This window comes from Sulfitobacter albidus (assembly GCF_018200035.1).
Classification (GTDB): domain Bacteria; phylum Pseudomonadota; class Alphaproteobacteria; order Rhodobacterales; family Rhodobacteraceae; genus Sulfitobacter; species Sulfitobacter albidus.
Map to the genome: position 1 here is coordinate 2,414,450 of NZ_CP073581.1, position 21,219 is coordinate 2,435,668.

The window sequence follows — 21,219 nt, forward strand, 5'->3', positions numbered from 1 at the left end:
GCCCCGGCAGGGCCAGCGGTTTGCGCCTTTTTGGCCCCTTGCCGCGCCCGGATGCTTAACGGATAGTCGCCCCATGCTGCGTCTTTTGTGTCTTCTTTTTCTCGTTTTTGCCCAGCCGGTTCTGGCGCAGGATCTGCGTGTGCTGGCCGCCGCCAGCCTGCGCGACGCGATGGGCGAGATTGCGGAGCAATGGCCGGGTGACGTGACGCTGTCGTTCGCGGGTTCGGGCACACTGGCACGGCAGATCGCCGCCGGGGTGCCGGCAGATGCGGTGATATTGGCGCACCGCGACTGGATGGCCTGGCTGGACGGGCGCGGCGCGCTGGCGGCCCCTGCGCGCGATGTGGCGGGCGGCACGCTGGTGGTGATCGGGCGCGTTGATGCGGATCCGCTAGAGTCACCGAACGCGCAGGCGCTTTTGAGCGCCTTGGCCAGGGGGCGGCTGGCGATGGGCCAGCGCGACGGAGTGCCCGCCGGAACATACGCCCGCGAATGGTTGCGCAGTATCGGCGCGTGGGACAGCCTCGCGCCACGGCTGGCCGAAACCGACAACGTGCGCGCCGCGCTCGCGCTGGTGGCGCAAGGGGCGGCACCGCTGGGCATTGTCTATGCCGCCGATGCCGTGGCCGAACCGCGCGTGCGCGTGCTCTACCGCGTGCCTGCCGGTGAACACAGCCCGATCCGCTATCCCGCCGCAGCCCTTACAGAGGCGGGGATCGCCTTTGTCGACTACCTTGAGAGCGACGCCGCGCAGGATATCTTTGCCCGCCACGGATTCACGCAATGAGCTTTGACGCCGCCGCGTGGGAGGCGCTGGCGCTGTCGCTGCGCGTGGCCGTCTGCGCAACTCTGCTTGCGGTGCCGCTGGCGCTGGCCGTCGCATGGTTGCTTGCCCGGCGGGAATTTCGCGGCAAAACGCTCGTCAGCGCGCTGGTACATCTGCCGCTCGTGCTGCCCCCGGTGGTCACGGGCTATCTGCTGCTGGTGGTGTTCTCACCTGCCGCCCCGGTGGGAGGCGCTCTCGAAGCAGTCGGCCTGGGGCTTGCGTTTCGGTGGACGGGTGCGGTGCTGGCGGCCGTGGTGATGGGGTTTCCGTTGATGGTGCGCGCGATGCGGCTCGCGTTCGAAGCGGTCGACCCGCGCCTTGAGGAAGCCGCCGCCACCCTCGGCGCCTCGCGGCTGGCGGTCTTTGGCCGGGTGACGCTGCCGCTGATCGCGCCGGGGATCCTTGCCGGGGCGGTTCTGGGATTTGCCAAGGCGATGGGTGAATTCGGCGCTACCATCACCTTTGTCGCCAACATCCCCGGGGAGACGCAGACGCTGCCCCTCGCCATCTGGACGGCGCTTCAGATCCCGGGCGGGGAGCCGCAGGCGATTGCGCTTGCCGTCCTCTCCTGCGCCGTGGCGCTGGCGGCAGTGTTCGTGTCGGAAAAACTGTCGACCCGCGTTGCCGCGCGCATCGGGGCGGCACGGTGAAGCTGGCGCTGACCCATCGCTTCGAGGGCTTCACGCTCGACCTCGCTTTGGAAGCCGGGCCGGGTGTGACCGCGCTGTTCGGGCGCTCGGGCGCGGGCAAATCCACCGTGGTGAAGGCGGTGGCGGGCCTGCTGCGGCCCGACAGGGGGCTGCTGCAGATCGGCGGCGAGACGCTGATGGACACGGCGGCGGGCCTGCATGTGCCACCGCACAAGCGTCGCTTTGGCACTGTGTTTCAGGACGCGCGGCTGTTTCCGCACCTTACCGTGGCGCAGAACCTCGATTTCGGCACCCGCTATGCACGCGGGCCGGTTGTGGCGCGCGACGATGTGGTCGATCTGCTGGGCATCGCAGAGCTGATGGCGCGGCTGCCGCATCATCTGTCGGGCGGGGAGCGACAGCGCGTGGCGCTGGGGCGCGCGCTGCTGAGCGGGCCGCGCATGCTGTTGATGGACGAGCCGCTGGCAAGCCTCGACGCGCCGCGCCGGGCCGAAATCCTGCCCTATCTGGAGCGGTTGCGCGACGGACCACTGGGCCTGCCGATCCTCTATGTCAGCCACGCGATTGAGGAGATCGCGCGTCTGGCGGATCGCCTGGTGTTGATGGAGGCGGGCCGGATCACCGCGCAGGGCGCGCTGCGCGACGTGCTGGCAGACCCCGCCGCCGTGCCGCTGCTGGGCGTGCGTGAGGCGGGGGCGGTGCTGACCGCCACGGTGCAGGCGCATGACGCCGACGGTCTGAGCATGCTGCGCATTGACGCGGGCACGCTGACGCTGCCCGGTGTCGCCGCCCCTGTCGGCGCGCGGGTGCGGCTGCGGATCAAAGCGCAGGATGTGATGCTAGCACGCCACCGGCCGGAGGGAATTTCAGCGCTCAACGTTCTGCCGGTCACGATAACCGGCATCCGCAGGGGCGACGGCCCGGGCGCTGCGGTGGTACTGGCCGCCGGGAATGACACGCTTTTGGCGCGGGTGACCGGGCGGGCCGTCACCGAAATGGGGCTGGCCAAAGGCCAGTCCTGCTTTGCCATCCTGAAATCCACCGCGATGGATCCGGTAAGCATCGGGCACTGAACGCAGCGCCTCAATCGCGCTGCGCCTATTTCTCCAGTTTCAGTTCGCGCATCCGGGCGGCGAGGCGGGTGGTGAGCTCTTCCGGCGGCACGTCCCCCTCGATCGAAAGACGGCGCAGGCCGAAATGCACATGCGCCATGTCCTCGTAATAGCTGGTGTAGGCATAATTCGTCGCCGCCCCCGCGACGGCACCCAGTACCGGCACCGTCTGCGCCGCCAGTTTCTGGCCCATCACCACCGCCAGTCGGGGCGCGACACGGTGCAGGATCGCCTGAACCGCCTTGCCCGACAGCGCCAGACGCGCGGTCAGGAACGCAAGGTCCGATCCATCGTCATCGGACAGCGGCCCGGCGGCCGAAAACACCTTGAGACAGTCGAAGCGTACGCTTTCGCTGTCGGTGTCAAATCCGTATTCCTCGGCGACCCCTTCAATCACGCGCAACAGCAGCGTGGTGGTCACCGGCAACTCGGCCAGCGCACTTGGCAACCCGCCGACACCGCCCGCCGCCCCCATCGCCGACGCGACGGCGGTGTTGAGCCACGAGGGCTGATCCGGCACCCGCCCGCGGCTGGCGTGGGCGGCGGTCATGGCATGTTCAAGCGCGCGCAGTGTGGCGCCCTCAAGCTGGCCGCGCACGGCGGTGGGCAACCGGTCCAACAGGCTTTCGGCCTGCCCACCGATGACATTGAGCACGCTGATCCCGACACCGCCCGCCGCCTTGTAGCGCCGCGCGATCCGGTCAAGCTCCTCCTCGAGGTTGAGGGGGCAGGTGGTGGCGGAAGGGTATCGGTCATAGCGGCTCCTTTATCCCTCAAGATGGGCGCAGACGCGCGGATTTACAATTCCGCAGGCCGCGCGCCCTGCCCCGAAAACGGCGAAGGAGGCGGACCATGCGGTCCGCCTCCTTGCATTTCATGGTTCGGCGCATGGCCCTAAAGCAGGAAGTCATCCGCGTCGATCGCCGTGATCCCGCGCAGCGTAATGCTGAGATCATCGTTGCCATCGCCATCGATATCGGCGGCCACGCGGCCATCGGTCCCGTCGGTTTCAAACCGCAGCTGACCGGCGCCGCTGTAGGCGTCTGTGCCGATAAAGCTGAACGCCTGATCCCCCGCCAGCACCCCGTCGGCGTCGATGGCCGACAGATCGATCAGATCCGCGCCACCCGTTCCGAAGTCGGTGATGACATCGCCACCGACGGGGCCGCTTTCCGCTGCGGTGGAGAAGATGAAGCTATCCGCCCCTGCCCCCCCTTGCAGCGTATCGGACCCCAGACCACCCGACAGGCTGTCGGAACCCTGCATCCCGAACAGCTCATCGTCCCCGTTGAAGCCGAACAGACGGTCACCGCCGGCAAAACCGAACAGCGCGTTGCCTGCGCCGTTCCCGACGAGGATATCCGCACCGTTGTTCGAGCCGTAGAGGTCTTCGAACCCGGTGAAGGTATCCAGACCCGAACCGCCCAGCACGTTCTGCTCGGTCCCCTGGAAGCGCAGGTTCACCCGCACCCCGCCGGCGGAGTTGAAGTAGCTCAGGATGTCCGCGTCCCCGGCTCCACCGTCGAGCGTATCGTTCCCGCCCGAGCCTTCGATCAGGTCATTGCCCGCACCCCCGAGGATGCTGTCGCTGCCGCCCAGACCAAAGATGCGGTCGTTCCCGGTGCCGCCGGTGATAACGTTGCCCGCAGCAGAGCCGACAAGCAGGTCGTTCCCGGTGCCCCCCCGGATCCCCTCGATCGAGACAAAGGTATCCGTGCCCGCCGCGGCAGAGACCGTCTGCGCCCCGGCGAAGTTGATGTTGACCACGAGATTTTCCGTGACCTCGGCGTAGGACGCGGTGTCAAAGCCGCTGCCGCCGTCGAGGGTGTCGTTGCCCGCCCCGCCCGACAGCACATCGTTGCCATCAGAGCCGGAGAGCGCATCGTTGCCCGCCCCGCCAAAGATCGCATCCGCGCCGCCCAGGCCGTCGACCGTATCGTCACCGACGCCCGCGTTCAGCACTTCGCCCGCCGCCGTACCGGTCAGCACATCGTTGTTGTCGATGCCCGAAACCGTGACGGACACCGTGGCGGTATCTCCCCCCTCAAGCGTGTAGGTAAAGGTATCGACCGCCGTGGTCGTGGCAGAACCGGACCCCGCTGCGGCCAACGCCTCGAACGCGCCGTTTGGATCATAGTCAAACGTCCCGTCCGCCGCGACACTCAGCAGCGCACCGGAGGCCAGCGTGATCGCCGCCCCGACAGAGGCCGCGTCACCGTTGACCGACGCAATCGACAGTGGAGATGTATCCCGGTCACTGTCCACGCCATTCCCGGTATCGGCAAACAGGCTCGCCCCGACGAGGGTCTCGACCTCGGTGATGGCAAAACTGTCGTCCGCCGCCTCCCCGGTGTCGTCGACACCTTCCACGGTGACCGTGAAGGATTGCGCGATTGCCGAAAGCGTCCCGTCTGTCGCCGTGAACTCGAACGTTTCTGTTACTGTCGCCAGCGCTGCTTCGACAGCCGCGTCGTCGGGCCGGAATTCGTAGGCCCCCGTCACACTGTTGAGAAGCAGCGTCCCGGTATCGCCGGCCAGCTCCAGATCAAATCCGTCCTCGGCAGAGAGGCCGGCCCCGGTCAGACCAAAGGTAACAGTATCGCCCGCATCCGCATCCGTTGCCGTCAGCGTTCCCGTGGTGGCGACAAAGCTGTCATCGGCGGCCGTGTCGGTCAGCGTGACCTCCGCAACCGGCACCGTCAGCACCGGCGCGTCGTCCACGGGCGTCACGGTCACCGCGATGGTGCCGCTGTCCGCAAGGGCCGCGCCGGTGTCGTCGGTCACCGTGTAGCTGATCGTCGCCGCCCCGTTGAAGTCCGCCGCCGGGGTGAAGGTGATCTCGGTGCCTTCAACCTCAACCGACCCCTGCACCGGATCAACGCTCGCCGTCACGATGGTTGCGTCGCCGTCGACCTCGCCGATCAGGCTGGCCACATCGATCGTGGTGGCCGTGTCCTCGTCGGTCTCCGCCGTGGCATCCGCCGCCGTTGGCGCGTCGTCCACGGGCGTCACGGTCACCGCGATAGTGCCGCTGTCCGCAAGGGCTGCGCCGGTGTCGTCGGTCACCGTGTAGCTGATCGTCGCCGCCCCGTTGAAGTCCGCCGCCGGGGTAAAGGTGATCTCGGTGCCTTCAACCTCAACCGCACCCTGTGCCGGATCAACGCTCGCCGTCACGATGGTTGCGTCGCCGTCGACCTCACCGATCAGGCTGGCCACGTCGATCACGGTGGCCGTGTCCTCGTCGGTCTCCGCCGTGGCATCCGCCGCCGTTGGCGCGTCGTCCACGGGCAGCAGATCCAGACCGGCGGTTGCCGTCGCTTCCAGCGTGCCGTCAGAGACGACGTAGGTAAAGGTCACGCTTTCGGTGTCGTTCAGACCCGGCGTGAAGAGCCACGAGCCGCCTCCCTGATCGACAAGCGTCCCTTCGCCGGAAGTGAGCGTCAGCGACGTGATCGTCAACGCGCTCATCTCATCGGGATCCGTCGCGCCAAGAGCGATGATCTCGCTCTCGGTGATGATGCGTGGCGTGTCCTCGTCCACCGCCGTCAGCGTCACGGCAGCGGCGAGGGGCGCGTCATTGTCGCCGGTCACGCTGATCCGGACCGACGTGGTCGACGTCGCCGAGCCGCCGTCCTGCACGGTATATTGGAACGTCGCCTCGTAGGTCTCGCCCGCCGCAAGGCTGTCTGGCGCTGTCAGGCTGTAGGCGCCGTCGCTGGCCAGATCGAGGATCACCCCGTCGTTGGTCGTGATCCGGAAGCCGTCGACCGTGCCGATGGCCGTGGCGGTGACGGAGCCTGTGACCGTGACGATTTCGCGGGTGTCGTTGACATCGATATCCGTGTCGTTGTCCAGGACGTTCCCGGTCACCTCGCCCGCCGCATCCTCGCTTGTCGACACAACGTCGGCGGTGGCGATGATCGCGTCGTTTGTCCCCGTGATCGTCGCCGTGACGGTGGCCGTGGTTTCGGCCCCCGCGCTGTCGCGCACGGTATAACTGAAGGTATCCTCGGCCTGCTCTCCCAGTGCCAGCTCGTTGAACCGGCCCGTGGCGGAGGTCAGGTTATAGAACAGCTGACCGTTGGACTGCAGCGTGACCTCGGCTCCGAAGTCCGTGGTGATCGTGCCCGCCGATCCAAGGGAGACTTCGGAGGTTTCAGCGGCTTCCACATCGGTGTCGATGATGTCCGAGACCCGAGAGACGGAAAGCGTGTCCATATCCGGATCGGTATCGCCCGGCGTGCGGGTGATCAGGTTGATCGTCGAGGAGAACGCTCCTTCGGAAATCGCAAAAGCATCGTCAACCGGTGTCGGGCTGTCATTGGACGCAGTGATGTCCACGAAGACCGTCTGTTGCATCGCCGACAGACCGTCACCATCGCTGAGATCCAGCGTGATGTCGCGGGACACCGCCGGCGTGTCGTCGGTGGTGGCGTAGGTCAGCGCGTTGATGACTGTCGCCACTTCCGGCACGTTTGCCGCGGCGGTGAAGGTCACGGCCAGTGTCGCGGTGCCCTGCCCGCTGATGCTGCCGATGACGACCCCGCCCAGCGAAATGTCTCCGCCGCTGACCGACAATCCGCCGCCCGTATCGAGGTCAAGCAGATCGCTGCCGTCGCCATCCGTGACCGAAGCGGTGAACACGCCTGTCGCGTAGTCGAGCCCATCCACATCCAGCAGCGCCACATCCGCCGCAACAAGTGTCGGCACGGGGGACGCGTCGTCCACGGCTTCCACATGGGTGCTGCGCATCTGCGCATCGACCGCCAGTTCGGACGCGTCGTTGACCGGGGCTACTGAGACGACGATCTGCCCGTCGTCGGACAAGGGCATCATCACCCCGTTTGCGTCTGTCACCGTATAGGTGATGGTCGCGTCGCCGTTGAAGTCCGCCGCCGGGTCAAAGGTGATTACCGTCCCGTCGACCGTAACCGTGCCCTGTGTTTCGGGAACCTCCGCGGTGATGGTGAATGGATCACCGTCAACTTCGGTGATCAGATCGCTCACGTCGATGGTTGTCGTCACGTCCTCGTCGGTCATTGCCGTGGTGTCAGCGGCGACCGGTGCATCGTCAACCGGATCAAGGTTGACAGTGACCGTGGCGCTTGCGGCCAGCATGGCGCCGGTATCGTCGGTCACCGTGTAGGAAATTTCCACATTGCCGTTCACATTCTCTGCCGGCGTGAAGGTGATCTGGGTGCCGTCCACCATGACGGTGCCGAGGGCCTCATCGACGCTGGCGGTAACGATCACGTCGTCGCCGTCAACCTCGGTGATGAGCCCGGCCACGTCAAAGACGGCGCTCACATCCTCGGTGCCAATGACGACCGCGCTCGCCGCGACCGGAGCATCGTCCTGCGCTGCTACGGTGATGATCACAGTGTCGGTATCCTGCGCGGAAATATCGTCCGACAGGATTGTCAGTGTGACATCGTCCGTTGCGTTCAGCGCCGGAGTGAAGCTTGGCGCTGTCTCCGCAAGGAAGGTGTTGAGCGCGGCCACGGTCCCCGCCAGCGTCAGGCTGTTTGACATGGTCTGCGTCACCGCAACCGATGCCGTGCCAGTCGCCGCAAGCGTGCCGCTCGTAACGGTGAGCGTCACGCTGATCGCGCTGTCGCCGGCGTCGACATCCGTCACCGAAAGCCCCGACAGCACAAGTGCCGTGTCTTCCGTCGCCGCATAGCCTTCGGGCAGCCCATTTACCGGCGCGTCGTTGACCGGCGCGACCGAGACCTCCACCTCGACCGTGTCGGTCAGGACTCCGTCCGAAACCTGAACGGTGAAGGTGTCAGTGCCAAAGAAGTCGGTTCCCGGCGTGTAGGTGTACGCACCCAGCGCGTCGATCGATACCATTCCATCGGTCGGCCCCGTCAGGATGGTGTAGCTCAGCACCGCATCCGCATCGACGTCATCGGCGACAATGCTGCCGGTGACCGCGTTATCTTCGTCGGTGAAGGGAGCCGTATCGGAGGCGGCTTCGTCGATGACCGGCGCTTCGTTCACGTCCGCAAGGGTGAGCGTGAAGAGGGCCGAGGCATCGGGAGTCGCACCGACATCGGCGTCGTCCACGTCCACGGTGACCTCGAACGTCCCGTTGGCATCGGCGTCGTCGGGCATTTCGAAATCGCCCGCGATCCCGACAAACCGCAGCTCAAATCCGCCGGTCTCGGCAATCGCGATCTCGAAAAGAGACGCGTCCGCCCCGCTGAGCGACAGCGCGTTCAGGCCAAGCGCATCGTCGACAACTGCGATGTCGGCCACCTTCAGGCCGTCCGGCCCGCTGACGGAGTTCTCGTCAACACTGGTGATCTGATTGCTGAGCACGACGGCTGTAGGCGCCTCGTTCACATCCGTGACCGTTACCGTCAGCGACTGCGTCGTAAGGTTGCCCGCCGGATCGGCGGCCTGCACCGTCACGGCGTAGTCATTGCCACCGGCGACCGACTGCGGATCCTCAAAATCCGGTGCCTCGACAAACTGAAGCGTATTCTCCGCCCCCACCGTGAAGAGCGCCGCATCGTCGCCGCCCACAATGGTGAAGGTAATGTCGGAAGAATCCGTATCCGCGTCGGAGGCCCGGAGCGATACCACATCCGTGTCGTTCTCGGCCGCAGTCAGGGCGGCAAGCGTCAGGATCTGCGGCGCCGTATCGTCCACATCGAGAACCTCGATGATGAAATCCTCGGTCGCGGTCGATCCGTCTTCACTGGTTGCCAGAACGGTGATCGAATGGCTGGTCGCCGCCTCGAAATCGGGACGGGGCGCGCCATCGGCGGTCGACAAAGTGACAACACCCGTCATCGCGTCGATTTCGAACAGCCCGCCCGCGTCATCGTCCAGCGTGAAGGTGATGCCGCTATTGGTCGCGTCATCGTCCGACGCCGTGGCCGTCACACCCACAAGGGCACCGGCGGCGGCATTTTCAGCCACCTGGTTCAGGGCAACGTTGCCATCGCCATCCGCCGTCACGTCGAATTCATCGAGGTCGTTGAGCACGATGGTGAAGGTCGAGGCCGCGCTTGGCGTGCCGAAGGCATCCATCGCGGTGACTTCGATGTCGTAGCTGGCCGCCACTTCGCGGTTCAGATCCGCGTCGTCCTTGACGGTCACCACGCCGGTTTCGCTGTCGATATCGAAGAAGGCCGCACCATCCCCGCCGGTGATCGCATAGCTGATCGGATCGGCGGTCACGTCCGCGTCTGTCGAGAAGGCCGTCACGCCGACTTGCGTACCACCAAGGGCGTTTTCGTCCACCGCGTTGGCAATCGGCGTGCCCAGCAGGTCCGCCGCCACATCGACGGGCGCAAGTGTCGGGTTGTCGTCCACATCCGTCACGGTTACCGACACGGTCTGCACGACAGTGCCGCCGTTCCCGTCCGAGATGGTCACGGAAAGCGTATGGCTTTGCGTGGTTTCCGCATCGAGCGCCGCATCAGGCGCGCCATCGACACCGTCGCGCAGGGTGATGACACCCGCCGCGTCGATCTCGAAAAGATCCGCGTCATTGCCGCCGGTGATCTCGAATGTGAAGGTATCGCTGAGATCCAGATCGTCGGCAGACGCCGTGGCTATCGTGCTGGCCGCATCAATATCCTCCGCGACCGTCGCGGAAATCGCTTCGGCTGTCGGCACGTCGTTGCTGCCAGTGATGGTGATGGTCACGGTCTGTGTGTCGCTCGCGCGGCTCACCCCCATGAATGCATCCTGCGCGGTCAGCACATAATCGACGACCAGCGTCTCTCCCGCCGCAAGGAAGTTGAACGCAGCGTCGCCCATTGCGCCACTTGTGAACTGCCACGTGAAATCGGACCCCGCGTCATCCGCCGACAGGGTGAGCGTATCGCTCAATCCGCCCTCGGTCGCGAATTGCATCATCGCGCGCAATTCCGCGGTCGTGAGCGGCAGCGCTTCGGCGAAAGTCCCGCTTTCGGAGACGGTCGCGCTTGTCACGCTCATCGTCACGGTATCGGACAGATCGACATCCGCGACCGACAATGTCCCCGAGGCCATCACAACACCGTCGGGTGCCGCCTCGGTGACGCTGCCGCTGTCCGCCAGCGCGCCGCCCGCCAAGGCGCCCGAGATGACGGGCGTGTCATTTGTCCCCACAATCGAAATCTCGACACGCTGGGTCGTGATACCGCCCTCGCCATCGTTGATCGCGATGTCGTAGACCTGTGGGCTGGTGTCGAGCGCCTCGCCCTCTGAAAGGGTGTTCAGCTCGGCATCGGGGATGACAAAGCTCCAGCCGACGGTGCCCGCAGCCACCGTACCGCCCGAAGGCGTAAAGGAAATCGTACCCGCATAGCCCGATTCCTGCGCCACGAAACCGAACGAAGGAATGGTCGTGCTGTCCGGATCGGTAAAGGAGATCGACCCGCTTGCCGTCACATTCGTCCCGGTATCGCCCTCTGCCAGTTCCTTGGCCTCTTCGAATACGACGCCATCGGTCGCGGCCGGGACAGTGCCGATGATCACCGGCTTGTCGTTGGCACCCGTCACGTTGATCGTGAGCGTCGCCTCGACAAAGGCCTCTTGCGGATCGGTCGCGCGCACCATCGCTGCGATGACAGGATTTTCCCCCGCCTTCAGCGCATCGATGCCCGCATCATCGGGGGTAAAGGTATAGGTGCCATCGCTTTCAACCAGCAGTGTCCCCAACGCGATCAGCCCATCCGTTTCCTCGGGATCGGCCAGCACTGCCAGCATCGGATCGGTCGCCGCGCGGTCAAAGTAGAACGTCTGCTGCGTCCCGCTCTCACCCGCCTCCATGCCGGAGACAGTATAGACAAGCGCAGCCTCATCGCCCGCGTCCCGGTCGGTTGCCGCCAACGTGCCCGCCACCGACGCAAAGCTGTCGGCCTCTTCCGTATCGGTAACGGTGCCTGCGACGACGTCGGCAAGCTCGGGCGTGTCGTTTGCGGGGGTAATGTCGATGGTCAGGGTCCCCGTCGAGGACGCCCCGAGCGTATCGGCAACCGTCACCTCGAACGTCTCGTCAGGGGTGTCGGTGGGCAGCAGGGCCTGCAACGCCATCGGATCGACCGTATAGGTGTAGGTGCCATCGGCGCTCAGCGCGAGCGTGCCGTATTTCCCCGCCAGTGTCGTGGTGCCTGTCCCGTCGTCCACCGCGCTCTCGTCATCCAGACGGTAGCTCAGCACGGCACCATCGTCCGCATCGGTCCCGACAAGCGTGCCCAGAACCGGATCGAAGGTGTCGTCGGCCGCTGTGTCGAGGATCGCGGGCGCGCTTCTCACATCCGCAAGGACCGGGGTGTCATTCGTGCCGGTGATCGTGATGGTCACGTCCTGGGTGGCCGTGGCCCCGTTATCGTCGGTGGCGGTGATGGTGTAGACCAGCGCAAGAGCCTCGCCCGCCGTCAGGAAGTCGAACGCCTGCGCGCCCGCATCAAACGTCCACGTCACTGTGTCGGAGACCTGCGTGCCGTCCAGACCGTCGCCCGCCGCGACGCTCAGCATGCCGGACACATCCACCGCGCCCGCATCCGAGCTGACCGCATTCGTGTCGCTCACCGACAGGCTCACCACGTCGCTCACATCCACATCCGCCAGCGTCAGCGTGCCCGACGCCACCAACGGCGCCGCCGCGTTCTCGGTCAGGCCGGCCGCGACGCTGTCCGTCTGCGCCACCGCGCCGATGGTCGGCGTGTCATTCGTGCCGTTGATCGTCACCGTCAGCGCCTGCATCGCCGAGCCATCGGTCGATTGCACCATGATCGTGTCGGTCAGCGTGTCGTCCACGCCCAGCGCCTGAACCGCGCCGTTGTCGTTGTCGAGCGCGTAGCTCCACGCCCCCGTCGCATCCATCGTGAAGCTGCCGTACATCGCCGCCTGCGCCGTCACCGGCGTAAAGACGGATTCCCCGTCGTCCGCATCCGTGACGTCCAGATCGCCGCTCGTCGTCAGGGCGCTCTCCTCGGTGACCTCACCGCTGGCCGAGCCCGCGCTCGCCTCGGTGATCACGGCCGTGTCGTTGATGCCGGTGATGGTGATGGTCACGTCCTGCGTGGCCGTGGCCCCGTTATCGTCGGTGGCGGTGATGGTGTAGACCAGCGCAAGAGCCTCGCCCGCCGTCAGGAAGTCGAACGCCTGCGCGCCCGCATCAAACGTCCACGTCACCGTGTCGGAGACCTGCGTGCCGTCCAGACCGTCGCCCGCCGCGACGCTCAGCATGCCTGACACATCCACCGCGCCCGCATCCGAGCTGACCGCGTTCGTGTCGCTCACCGACAGGCTCACCACGTCGCTCACATCCACATCCGCCAGCGTCAGCGTGCCAGACGCCACCAGCGGCGCCGCCGCGTTCTCGGTCAGGCCGGCCGCGACGCTGTCCGTCTGCGCCACCGCGCCGATGGTCGGCGTGTCATTCGTGCCGTTGATCGTCACCGTCAGCGCCTGCATCGCCGAGCCATCGGTCGATTGCACCATGATCGTGTCGGTCAGCGTGTCGTCCACGCCCAGCGCCTGAACGGCGCCGTTGGCGTTGTCGAGCGCGTAGCTCCACGCCCCCGTCGCATCCATCGTGAAGCTGCCGTACATCGCCGCCTGCGCCGTCACCGGCGTAAAGACGGATTCCCCGTCGTCCGCATCCGTGACGTCCAGATCGCCGCTCGTCGTCAGGGCGCTCTCCTCGGTGACCGCACCGCTGGCCGAGCCCGCGCTCGCCTCGGTGATCACGGCCGTGTCGTTGATGCCGGTGATGGTGATGGTCACGTCCTGCGTGGCCGTGGCCCCGTTATCGTCGGTGGCGGTGATGGTGTAGACCAGCGCAAGAGCCTCGCCCGCCGTCAGGAAGTCGAACGCCTGCGCGCCCGCATCAAACGTCCACGTCACCGTGTCGGAGACCTGCGTGCCGTCCAGACCGTCGCCCGCCGCGACGCTCAGCATGCCTGACACATCCACCGCGCCCGCATCCGAGCTGACCGCGTTCGTGTCGCTCACCGACAGGCTCACCACGTCGCTCACATCCACATCCGCCAGCGTCAGCGTGCCAGACGCCACCAGCGGCGCCGCCGCGTTCTCGGTCAGGCCGGCCGCGACGCTGTCCGTCTGCGCCACCGCGCCGATGGTCGGCGTGTCATTCGTGCCGTTGATCGTCACCGTCAGCGCCTGCATCGCCGAGCCATCGGTCGATTGCACCATGATCGTGTCGGTCAGCGTGTCGTCCACGCCCAGCGCCTGAACGGCGCCGTTGGCGTTGTCGAGCGCGTAGCTCCACGCCCCCGTCGCATCCATCGTGAAGCTGCCGTACATCGCCGCCTGCGCCGTCACCGGCGTAAAGACGGATTCCCCGTCGTCCGCATCCGTGACGTCCAGATCGCCGCTCGTCGTCAGGGCGCTCTCCTCGGTGACCGCACCGCTGGCCGAGCCCGCGCTCGCCTCGGTGATCACGGCGACATCGTTGATGCCGGTGATCGTGATGGTCACGTCCTGGGTGGCCGTGGCCCCGTTATCGTCGGTGGCGGTGATGGTGTAGACCAGCGCGAGATCCTCGCCCGCCGTCAGGAAGTCGAACGCCTGCGTGCCCGCATCGAAGGTCCAGGTCACCGTGTCAGAGACCTGCGTGCCGTCCAGACCGTCGTCCACCGCGACGCTCAGCATGCCGGACACATCCACCGCGCCCGCATCCGAGCTGACCGCATTCGTGTCGCTCACCGACAGGCTCACCACGTCGCTCACATCCACATCCGCCAGCGTCAGCGTGCCAGACACCACCAGCGGCGCCGCCGCGTTCTCGGTCAGGCCGGCCGCGACGCTGTCCGTCTGCGCCACCGCGCCGATGGTCGGCGTGTCATTCGTGCCGTTGATCGTCACCGTCAGCGCCTGCATCGCCGAGCCATCGGTCGATTGCACCATGATCGTGTCGGTCAGCGTGTCGTCCACGCCCAGCGCCTGAACCGCGCCGTTGTCGTTGTCGAGCGCGTAGCTCCACGCCCCCGTCGCATCCATCGTGAAGCTGCCGTACATCGCCGCCTGCGCCGTCACCGGCGTAAAGACGGATTCCCCGTCGTCCGCATCCGTGACATCCAGATCGCCGCTCGTCGTCAGGGCGCTCTCCTCGGTGACCGCACCGCTGGCCGAGCCCGCGCTCGCCTCGGTGATCACGGCCGTGTCGTTGATGCCGGTGATCGTGATGGTCACGTCCTGCGTGGCCGTGGCCCCGTTATCGTCGGTGGCGGTGATGGTGTAGACCAGCGCGAGATCCTCGCCCGCCGTCAGGAAGTCGAACGCCTGCGTGCCCGCATCGAAGGTCCAGGTCACCGTGTCAGAGACCTGCGTGCCGTCCAGACCGTCGTCCACCGCGACGCTCAGCATGCCAGACACATCCACCGCGCCCGCATCCGAGCTGACCGCGTTCGCGTCGCTCACCGACAGGCTCACCACGTCGCTCACGTCCACATCCGCCAGCGTCAGCGTGCCAGACGCCACCAGCGGCGCCGCCGCGTTCTCGGTCAGGCCGGCTTCGGCATCCTCGGGCTCTGCCGCCGTGATGGTCGGCGCGTCGTTCGTCCCCTGGAACGTCAGGACGATGTTACGGGCGGTCGTTGTCGTGCCGTCCGAGATTGCAACCTCGTAGGATTGGGTGAACACTTCGTCGATCGCGAGATAGTCGAGCTCCGCGTCATCCACATCGAATTCGTAGAAAACTGTTCCCGCCTCTGCGGGCTCCGTGCCTGTGGGCGCGAGGAAGCCGGCCGCAAAGGTACCGACGTAATCCGCAAGGGCCGCCGCATCGGGACCACTGCCCGCGATGGTTGTGATATTGACCGACAGATTTCCGATATCGCCAGGCTCGATGTCGTTGAAGGTGATTGTGCCGGTCTCGGTTGGGCGCGGCTGGTTTTCGGTCGCAATATCGGCGTCCGTGAATTCAACGATTGTGCGCGCGCTGTCTGCGCCGTCGAGGATATAGGGTGCGTCATTCGCACCGGTGATCCGCACGGTGGTCGTGAGATCGACAAATTCGGTGCTGCCGTCGGGCGACGTCGTCTCGACCCGGTAGGAGATCACCACGTCGAGCGTTTCGCCCGTATCGAGCGCGTCAAAGACGGGCGCGTTGCGGTCGAAGGTCACTACCTCGGTGTCGGTTGTCAGGTCGAACGCGGCCCGCACGTCGGCAGCGGTGAAACCTGTCGGGATGGTCCCGCCCACTGTGCTGGGGCCGAACGGTTCGCCAGAGACGAGCAGCGTCGTCGTGCCAACGATGGCACGGGTATCGTTGAGGTCGAGCTCGGTCACATTGGTGACATAGGCGGTTTTATTTGCGGTATCCGTGCCGGTGCCCAGCAGATTGATCGTGGCGGTGGCGGCGGGTGTTTCGACCGGATCGCCGGTGACTTCGTCGGTGACGACGGTCCGGGTTTCGTTCAGGACGAGCGAGTCGCCTTCGTCAAAGACGGTGACCGCATCGGCGGTGATTGTCGGGGTGTCGTTCGTGCCGATGATCGTGATCGTGACCTGCCGTGGAGCGGAGACCGACAGCTCGTCATCGCCTGCCTCGGTGATGAGGTTCTGGTCGTCGACCGTAAGATCGTAGACCACTGTCAGCGTCTCGCCCGCGCCGAGGAAATCAGCGGCAGTATCGTCAAGCGTGAAGGACCAGTCGATCTGGGTTGCATCGCTTTCGTTGATGCTGACCGTGAAGGCCGCGTCGACGTCAAGCAGCGCCTCAAGCCCGGCGGGCAGCGGCGTTGTGACGGCGGAGGCGGTACCGCCGTTGTTCGCTCCGTTGGTGTCTGTCCAGATGATAAAGGTGCGCGTCGCCGTCACCGTATGGGTATCGGACACATCAACATCCGTGATGTTGAGCGTATCGGAGGTGGTCAGCACGCCGGCCACCGCGTCCGTGGTTTCTGTCACGTCGCCCAGGAAGGTGTCGCCCACGCCCTGCGTGATTTCGGGGCGGTCGTTGGTGCCGTTCACGGTGATGGTGACGGGCACGGAAACGGTCTGATCGCCATCGGTCGCCTCGACCGTGTAGACCAGCGTCGCGCTTTCGCCTTTTGCAAGGTAATCGAAGGTTTCCGCGTTGCTGTCAAAGGTCCAGGTGGCGGAGGCACTGGCGTTGCCCGTGCCTGTTTCGAGCGTCTCACCGGCGGTGATTTCGAGCATATCCTCAAAAACGGCGGCATCGGGGGCGATGCCGTTGAGCGTCCCCGAGGCCGCGACGGAGGCGACACTCACCGTGACGGTGTCGTTCATGTCCACGTCCGCGATGGTCAGCGTGCCGGAGGTGGTGAGGTTGGCCGCATCGGTTTCTAGGACGGATTCCGCCTGGGAATCCTCGGCATCCGTTTCAACGGTGATGACCGGGGCGTCGTTGCTGCCGGTTACGGTCACGGTCACGGGCAGTTCGGAAAAACCGCCAAAGGCATCCGTCACCCGCACGGTAAAGACATCCGTTACAGTCGCATCGGCGGCCAGCGCCTGCGTGTCGGGGTCCGCGTCGTTGAGCGTGTAGGTCCAGCCGCCGGTATCGTTCAGGCTCAGCGTGCCATAGGTGCCGGTCACCAGGGCATTGTTGACAGGATCGGCGGAGGCGAGCGTGCTTACCCCTTCGTTCACTGTCACGATCGACCAGGTCTGTGTCGGCACGGCATCGTCGATGTCGGGCGCGATAAAGGCACCCGACGCCACGGTATCCCCGATGACAGTCGCGCCCGCCTCGGTGACGTCGTTATCAACGGCGACCCCTGTATCCACGGCGATGACGGGCGCGTCGTTGGTGCCCGTGATCGTCAGCGTCACCACCTGCGTATCGTCCGCACCGGCAGTATCGGCGGCGCGCACGGTAAAGGTCTGTACGCTGGTCTCGCCCTGAGCGAGGCTGTTCACCGCCGTGGAGGTGTTATTGAGCGTGAATTCCCAAACCCCGGCATTGGTGACAGAGAATGTGCCGAAATCGGTCGTAACACTGCCATCAGGGTTTAGCGTTGCGCCCATCGGCACATCGACGGTGAGGGTGAAGGCCGTATCGTCCGCATCGACATCGGTGACGATGAGGGTGCCGGATACCACGGCGGTCCCGGCGAAGGCGTCGTTGTTGGCGTCAACACCGGCCTCGACCGGGGCGCCTGCGTTGTTGGTCTCGACAAAGCTGATGACGGGGGCGTCGTTGGCGCCGTCGATGGTGATCGTCAGCGTAGAGCGGGCCGAGTTGCTGCTGCCATTATCATTGTTGCCGATGGTGTAGTTGAACACCTCCTCGATGCCGCTGTCTGCCGCATCAAGCGCCTGCGTCGCTGCGCGCGCGTCGTCCAGCACGTAGCGATAGGCGCCATCGGTCGCGATGTAGAGCGTGCCGTAGATACCGTTCACCGCGGCCTCACCCGTCATTGCATCAAACACGAGCGTGCTGGCGATGCCCCCGTCGATGAAGGCCGTGCGAACGGACAGCGCTGCCGCCTCGGTGGCGTCCGCGTCGGTCCAGTTGTCGCCCGCTGACAGATTGCCGCTGACCTCGTTCGTGCCGGCCGTGCCGTTGAGCGTCCCGCCCGCTTCGACGACCGTGGTCACGTTGGTGGTGGCGGCCACGATCTCGGGCACATCGTTGGTGCCGGTGATGGTGATCGTCACCGTTTCATCCGCTGTGGCCGTTGCCGTGCCAGAGCCGTCGTCGGCCCGCAGCGTATAGGTGAGCACAAGCGTGTCGCCCGCGCGCAGGAAATCGAACGGCTGCGATGTGGCATCCCCGGCTGTGAACGCCCAGTCAAACGTGCTGCCCGCCCCGTCTGCCGCAAGCGCTGGCGTGACGCTTGCAAAGCTTTCGCTGCCACCGGCGGCGACCTGCATCATGGCAAGCAAGGCCATGGCATCGGGCGCGGTGCCGGAGAAGGCGCTGTTTTCCGTGTCCACCTCAACGGAATTTACCGAAACAGTGACCGTGTCGGTCGCATCCGTATCGGCCACCGTCAGGGAGCCGTTTGCGCTGATCCCCTGAAAGACTTCGATGTCCGCAGGTTCGGTCACAGGGGCGCTCGCCGGCCCGCCCGAGACGATGGGCCGGTCGTTGGTACCCTGAATGGTGACGGTGATCGGTTGCACCGTCTCCCCGCCCGCGTTGTCGCGGATCGTGATGGTATAGGTCTGCACGATGGTTTCATCGGCGGCCAACGCGTCGATCGTCAGCATCTGCGCGGCGGAGATACCAGCAGGCAATGGCGCGCCCACGTTGAAGTTCCAGCCCACGATGCCGGTGCCGTCGCCGGTGATCGGCGCATCGAAACCTGCGGTCATCACGCCCAGGAATCCGCCCGGATTCGTGCTGCTGACGTTGGTGACGGTGATTGTGTGGGTGTCGTTAAGCTCGTCATCCGTGACGACGAATGTGCCGCCATCGCCGAATTCGACGGCGTTCTCGGCTGTGTCATTCGTGTCTGCCCGCTCGGTCACGATGACGCTTGTCGTGCCCGCCCCCAGCACGGGCGCGTCGTTGAGATCGGTGAGGTTCACCGTAATGGTCGAGGTCGTGGCGTTGCCCGCGTTATCGGTCCCGGTGACAACAATCTCGATCGGGGTTGGCGCCGTTGTGACCGTACCGGCGGCATCGGTCTCCCCGCCACGCGCCTCGAAATCAAAATAGGCGCGCGCCGCTTCCATATCCTTGATAACAATATCAAAACCACCACCGGACGCCACGATATCAAGCGCGTCGTACACGCCCCCCATCCCGCCAAAGACATAGGTCGTGCCATCTGCGCCCGACAGGGTGTCGAGCGGTGTTGCCATCCCCGTTGGCGCGGCATTCTGGTCGGTGATCTCGGCCAGGGTGAGGGTGTTGGTCTCATCCGCAGGCGCCTGCGTGTCGAGCGCGGTCATCGTCGTGACGCCCATCGCGGCGACAAGCGTGTTGCCCGCCGCGTCCCGCGCACCGCTCACGTCGATGGTGACCGCGGCGATGTCGGCGGTCGTGCCGGTGACGGTGTAGCTGACGCTGAGCTTGGTATTGCCCTCGGACCAGACGCGCGTCATCGCGACCTCGGTCAGGTTGCCCGCCGCGTCACCGTTGAGCGTGATGGTCGGATCGACGGTGTCGTCCATCGCCTCGTTGAAGGTCACCTCAAGCGTCACGGTCGTATCGTCCGCGTTGATCGTGCCATCGGTCGCTTCGCCCGTGAAGGTCGCGCCGCTGACCATCGGCGGCGTGCGTTCCAGGTCAAACCCATTGGACATGGCCGTGCCCTCATTGCCCGCCACATCCGTCACCGAAATCGCAACGCTCAATGTTCCATCAAGCAGATCAGACATCTGCGCAGTGTCGAGCGTGATCGGCGATGACGACGTATCGTCGACCAGGATTGTCACGAGTGATTCGCCCGACGTGACGGTGATTGTGCCGCTGGATCCGGTATCGATCCCCGCAAATTGCACCTGGATCGGCTCATTCGCGTTAAAGGTCGTGTCGTCGCCCGCCCCGGTGAAAGAAACCGTCAGATCATCACCTTCATCGCCTTCGGTATCGAGGGTGAAAGCCAACGGCGCACTTGCCGGGCCCGTGTTGCCCACACTGTCAACCTCGCGCACCAGAAGCATGTTGGACCCTTGAGCGGGCGCGTAGGTCGCGCTCCACGTCGCTCCGTTGTCGAGAGAATATTCAAAGGTATTCGAGGCATCGCCCGGCGTGATGCTCAGGGTCGCGTCGCTTGTGATACCATCTCCGTCCACGCCGGTATCGTCGTCCAGCGCCACCGTCGGTGCGGCCGTGGGCGCGTCCAGATCGACCAGCGTGAACGCAGTGAAGTCCTCTGCCGCGAGCGTCGTCCCGGGGGTCATGCCCACGTCGGCTGTGACGGCCCCTTCGATCCGCAGATCAACGTCCGTCTGCGTGCCCGTCGTGCCGTCGACGGCAACCGTGATTTGAAACTCCGTCGCCGAAATCCACATGCCGCCCGAAAAGTCGAAAAATGTTGCGCCATTGGGCGACGACACCGTCGGGAGGATCGTCTGGTTCATGTCCTGCGCGAAGGTGAATGTGACGACAAAAGGAGCCGTTGCGAGGGCGACTTCGGTGACGGGCGTAGAAAACACTGTGGGCATGGGGAGATCTTTCAGGACAAAACTCAGGGATCACGCACCATGGCTGATGCGCGTTGCGAAGGATGATTTCTGAGGACCGTTGAAAGCCGCGCATCCGGTAATTCGGATTGTTCCGCACGTCTATCCGGCGATTAATCGGCAAAATTGCCGAAAAAGGATCTGCTCCTTACCTCAACTTAGCGGCAAAAGGGATGCGAACTGATAAAACACTAGACAGCCAATCGGATAAAAAAACCGACCGTGAAAAGCCGCCGTTGCGGTGACCGTGCGGCAACGTCCTTGAGCCGTCAAGAAAAAGTTAACAAATCGTTACCGCCAGAACGCCTACAAATTAGTCACTTCTCGGATTGCGTGTATACGATTGGATTTGCTTGCGGCCGGCCCAAATCGCGCGACTTCGCCGAAAGGGAACATCGGCACCCAACGGCAAATTTTCGCGTAAATTCAAGCATACTGAATAAATCTATGACATACGCACGCGGCTTTACGCCCGTTGCGCAGTCGATTTCAGCCACCCGAAGCGCGCTTCTTCACAAGTGGGGCAACCATTCTCAGAAAAATTTCGTGATTAATC

Annotated in this window: 5 protein-coding genes; 3 read left to right on the top strand and 2 right to left on the bottom strand. The window is 65.1% G+C overall.

What is annotated here, in order from left to right; all coding sequences use genetic code 11:
• The first annotated feature begins 73 nt into the window (after positions 1-73).
• Genes modA through modC form a run of 3 tightly spaced genes read left to right on the top strand, consistent with a single transcriptional unit; the run spans position 74 to position 2,549 of the window.
• A complete protein-coding gene (gene modA, locus KDD17_RS11810) occupies positions 74-787 on the top strand; it encodes a molybdate ABC transporter substrate-binding protein (protein ID WP_212703845.1) in 714 nt (237 codons plus the stop codon).
• Positions 784-1,476: a molybdate ABC transporter permease subunit gene (modB, locus tag KDD17_RS11815; protein ID WP_212703846.1), complete on the top strand. Its 693-nt coding sequence runs from the start codon at positions 784-786 to the stop codon at positions 1,474-1,476. The genes modA and modB overlap by 4 nt, the downstream gene beginning before the upstream one ends.
• Positions 1,473-2,549: a molybdenum ABC transporter ATP-binding protein gene (modC, locus tag KDD17_RS11820; RefSeq protein WP_254796785.1), complete on the top strand. Its 1,077-nt coding sequence runs from the start codon at positions 1,473-1,475 to the stop codon at positions 2,547-2,549. Before modB ends, modC begins: the two co-directional genes overlap by 4 nt.
• 25 nt (positions 2,550-2,574) lie before the next feature.
• Here the strand turns inward: modC and KDD17_RS11825 are convergent, their stop codons facing one another.
• Positions 2,575-3,243, bottom strand: a complete 669-nt coding sequence (locus KDD17_RS11825) for an EcsC family protein (RefSeq protein ID WP_431358123.1) — start codon at positions 3,241-3,243, stop codon at positions 2,575-2,577.
• A gap of 239 nt (positions 3,244-3,482) precedes the next feature.
• Positions 3,483-20,645: a VCBS domain-containing protein gene (locus tag KDD17_RS11830; RefSeq protein ID WP_212703847.1), complete on the bottom strand. Its 17,163-nt coding sequence runs from the start codon at positions 20,643-20,645 to the stop codon at positions 3,483-3,485.
• Positions 20,646-21,219: the final 574 nt, after the last annotated feature.

Bases quoted from the DNA above. Each gene is read 5' to 3' on its own strand.
- modA (WP_212703845.1), top strand. From the start codon at position 74: ATGCTGCGTCTTTTGTGTCTTCTTTTTCTCGTTTTTGCCCAGCCGGTT.
- modB (WP_212703846.1), top strand. From the start codon at position 784: ATGAGCTTTGACGCCGCCGCGTGGGAGGCGCTGGCGCTGTCGCTGCGC.
- KDD17_RS11830 (WP_212703847.1), bottom strand. From the start codon at position 20,645: ATGCCCACAGTGTTTTCTACGCCCGTCACCGAAGTCGCCCTCGCAACG.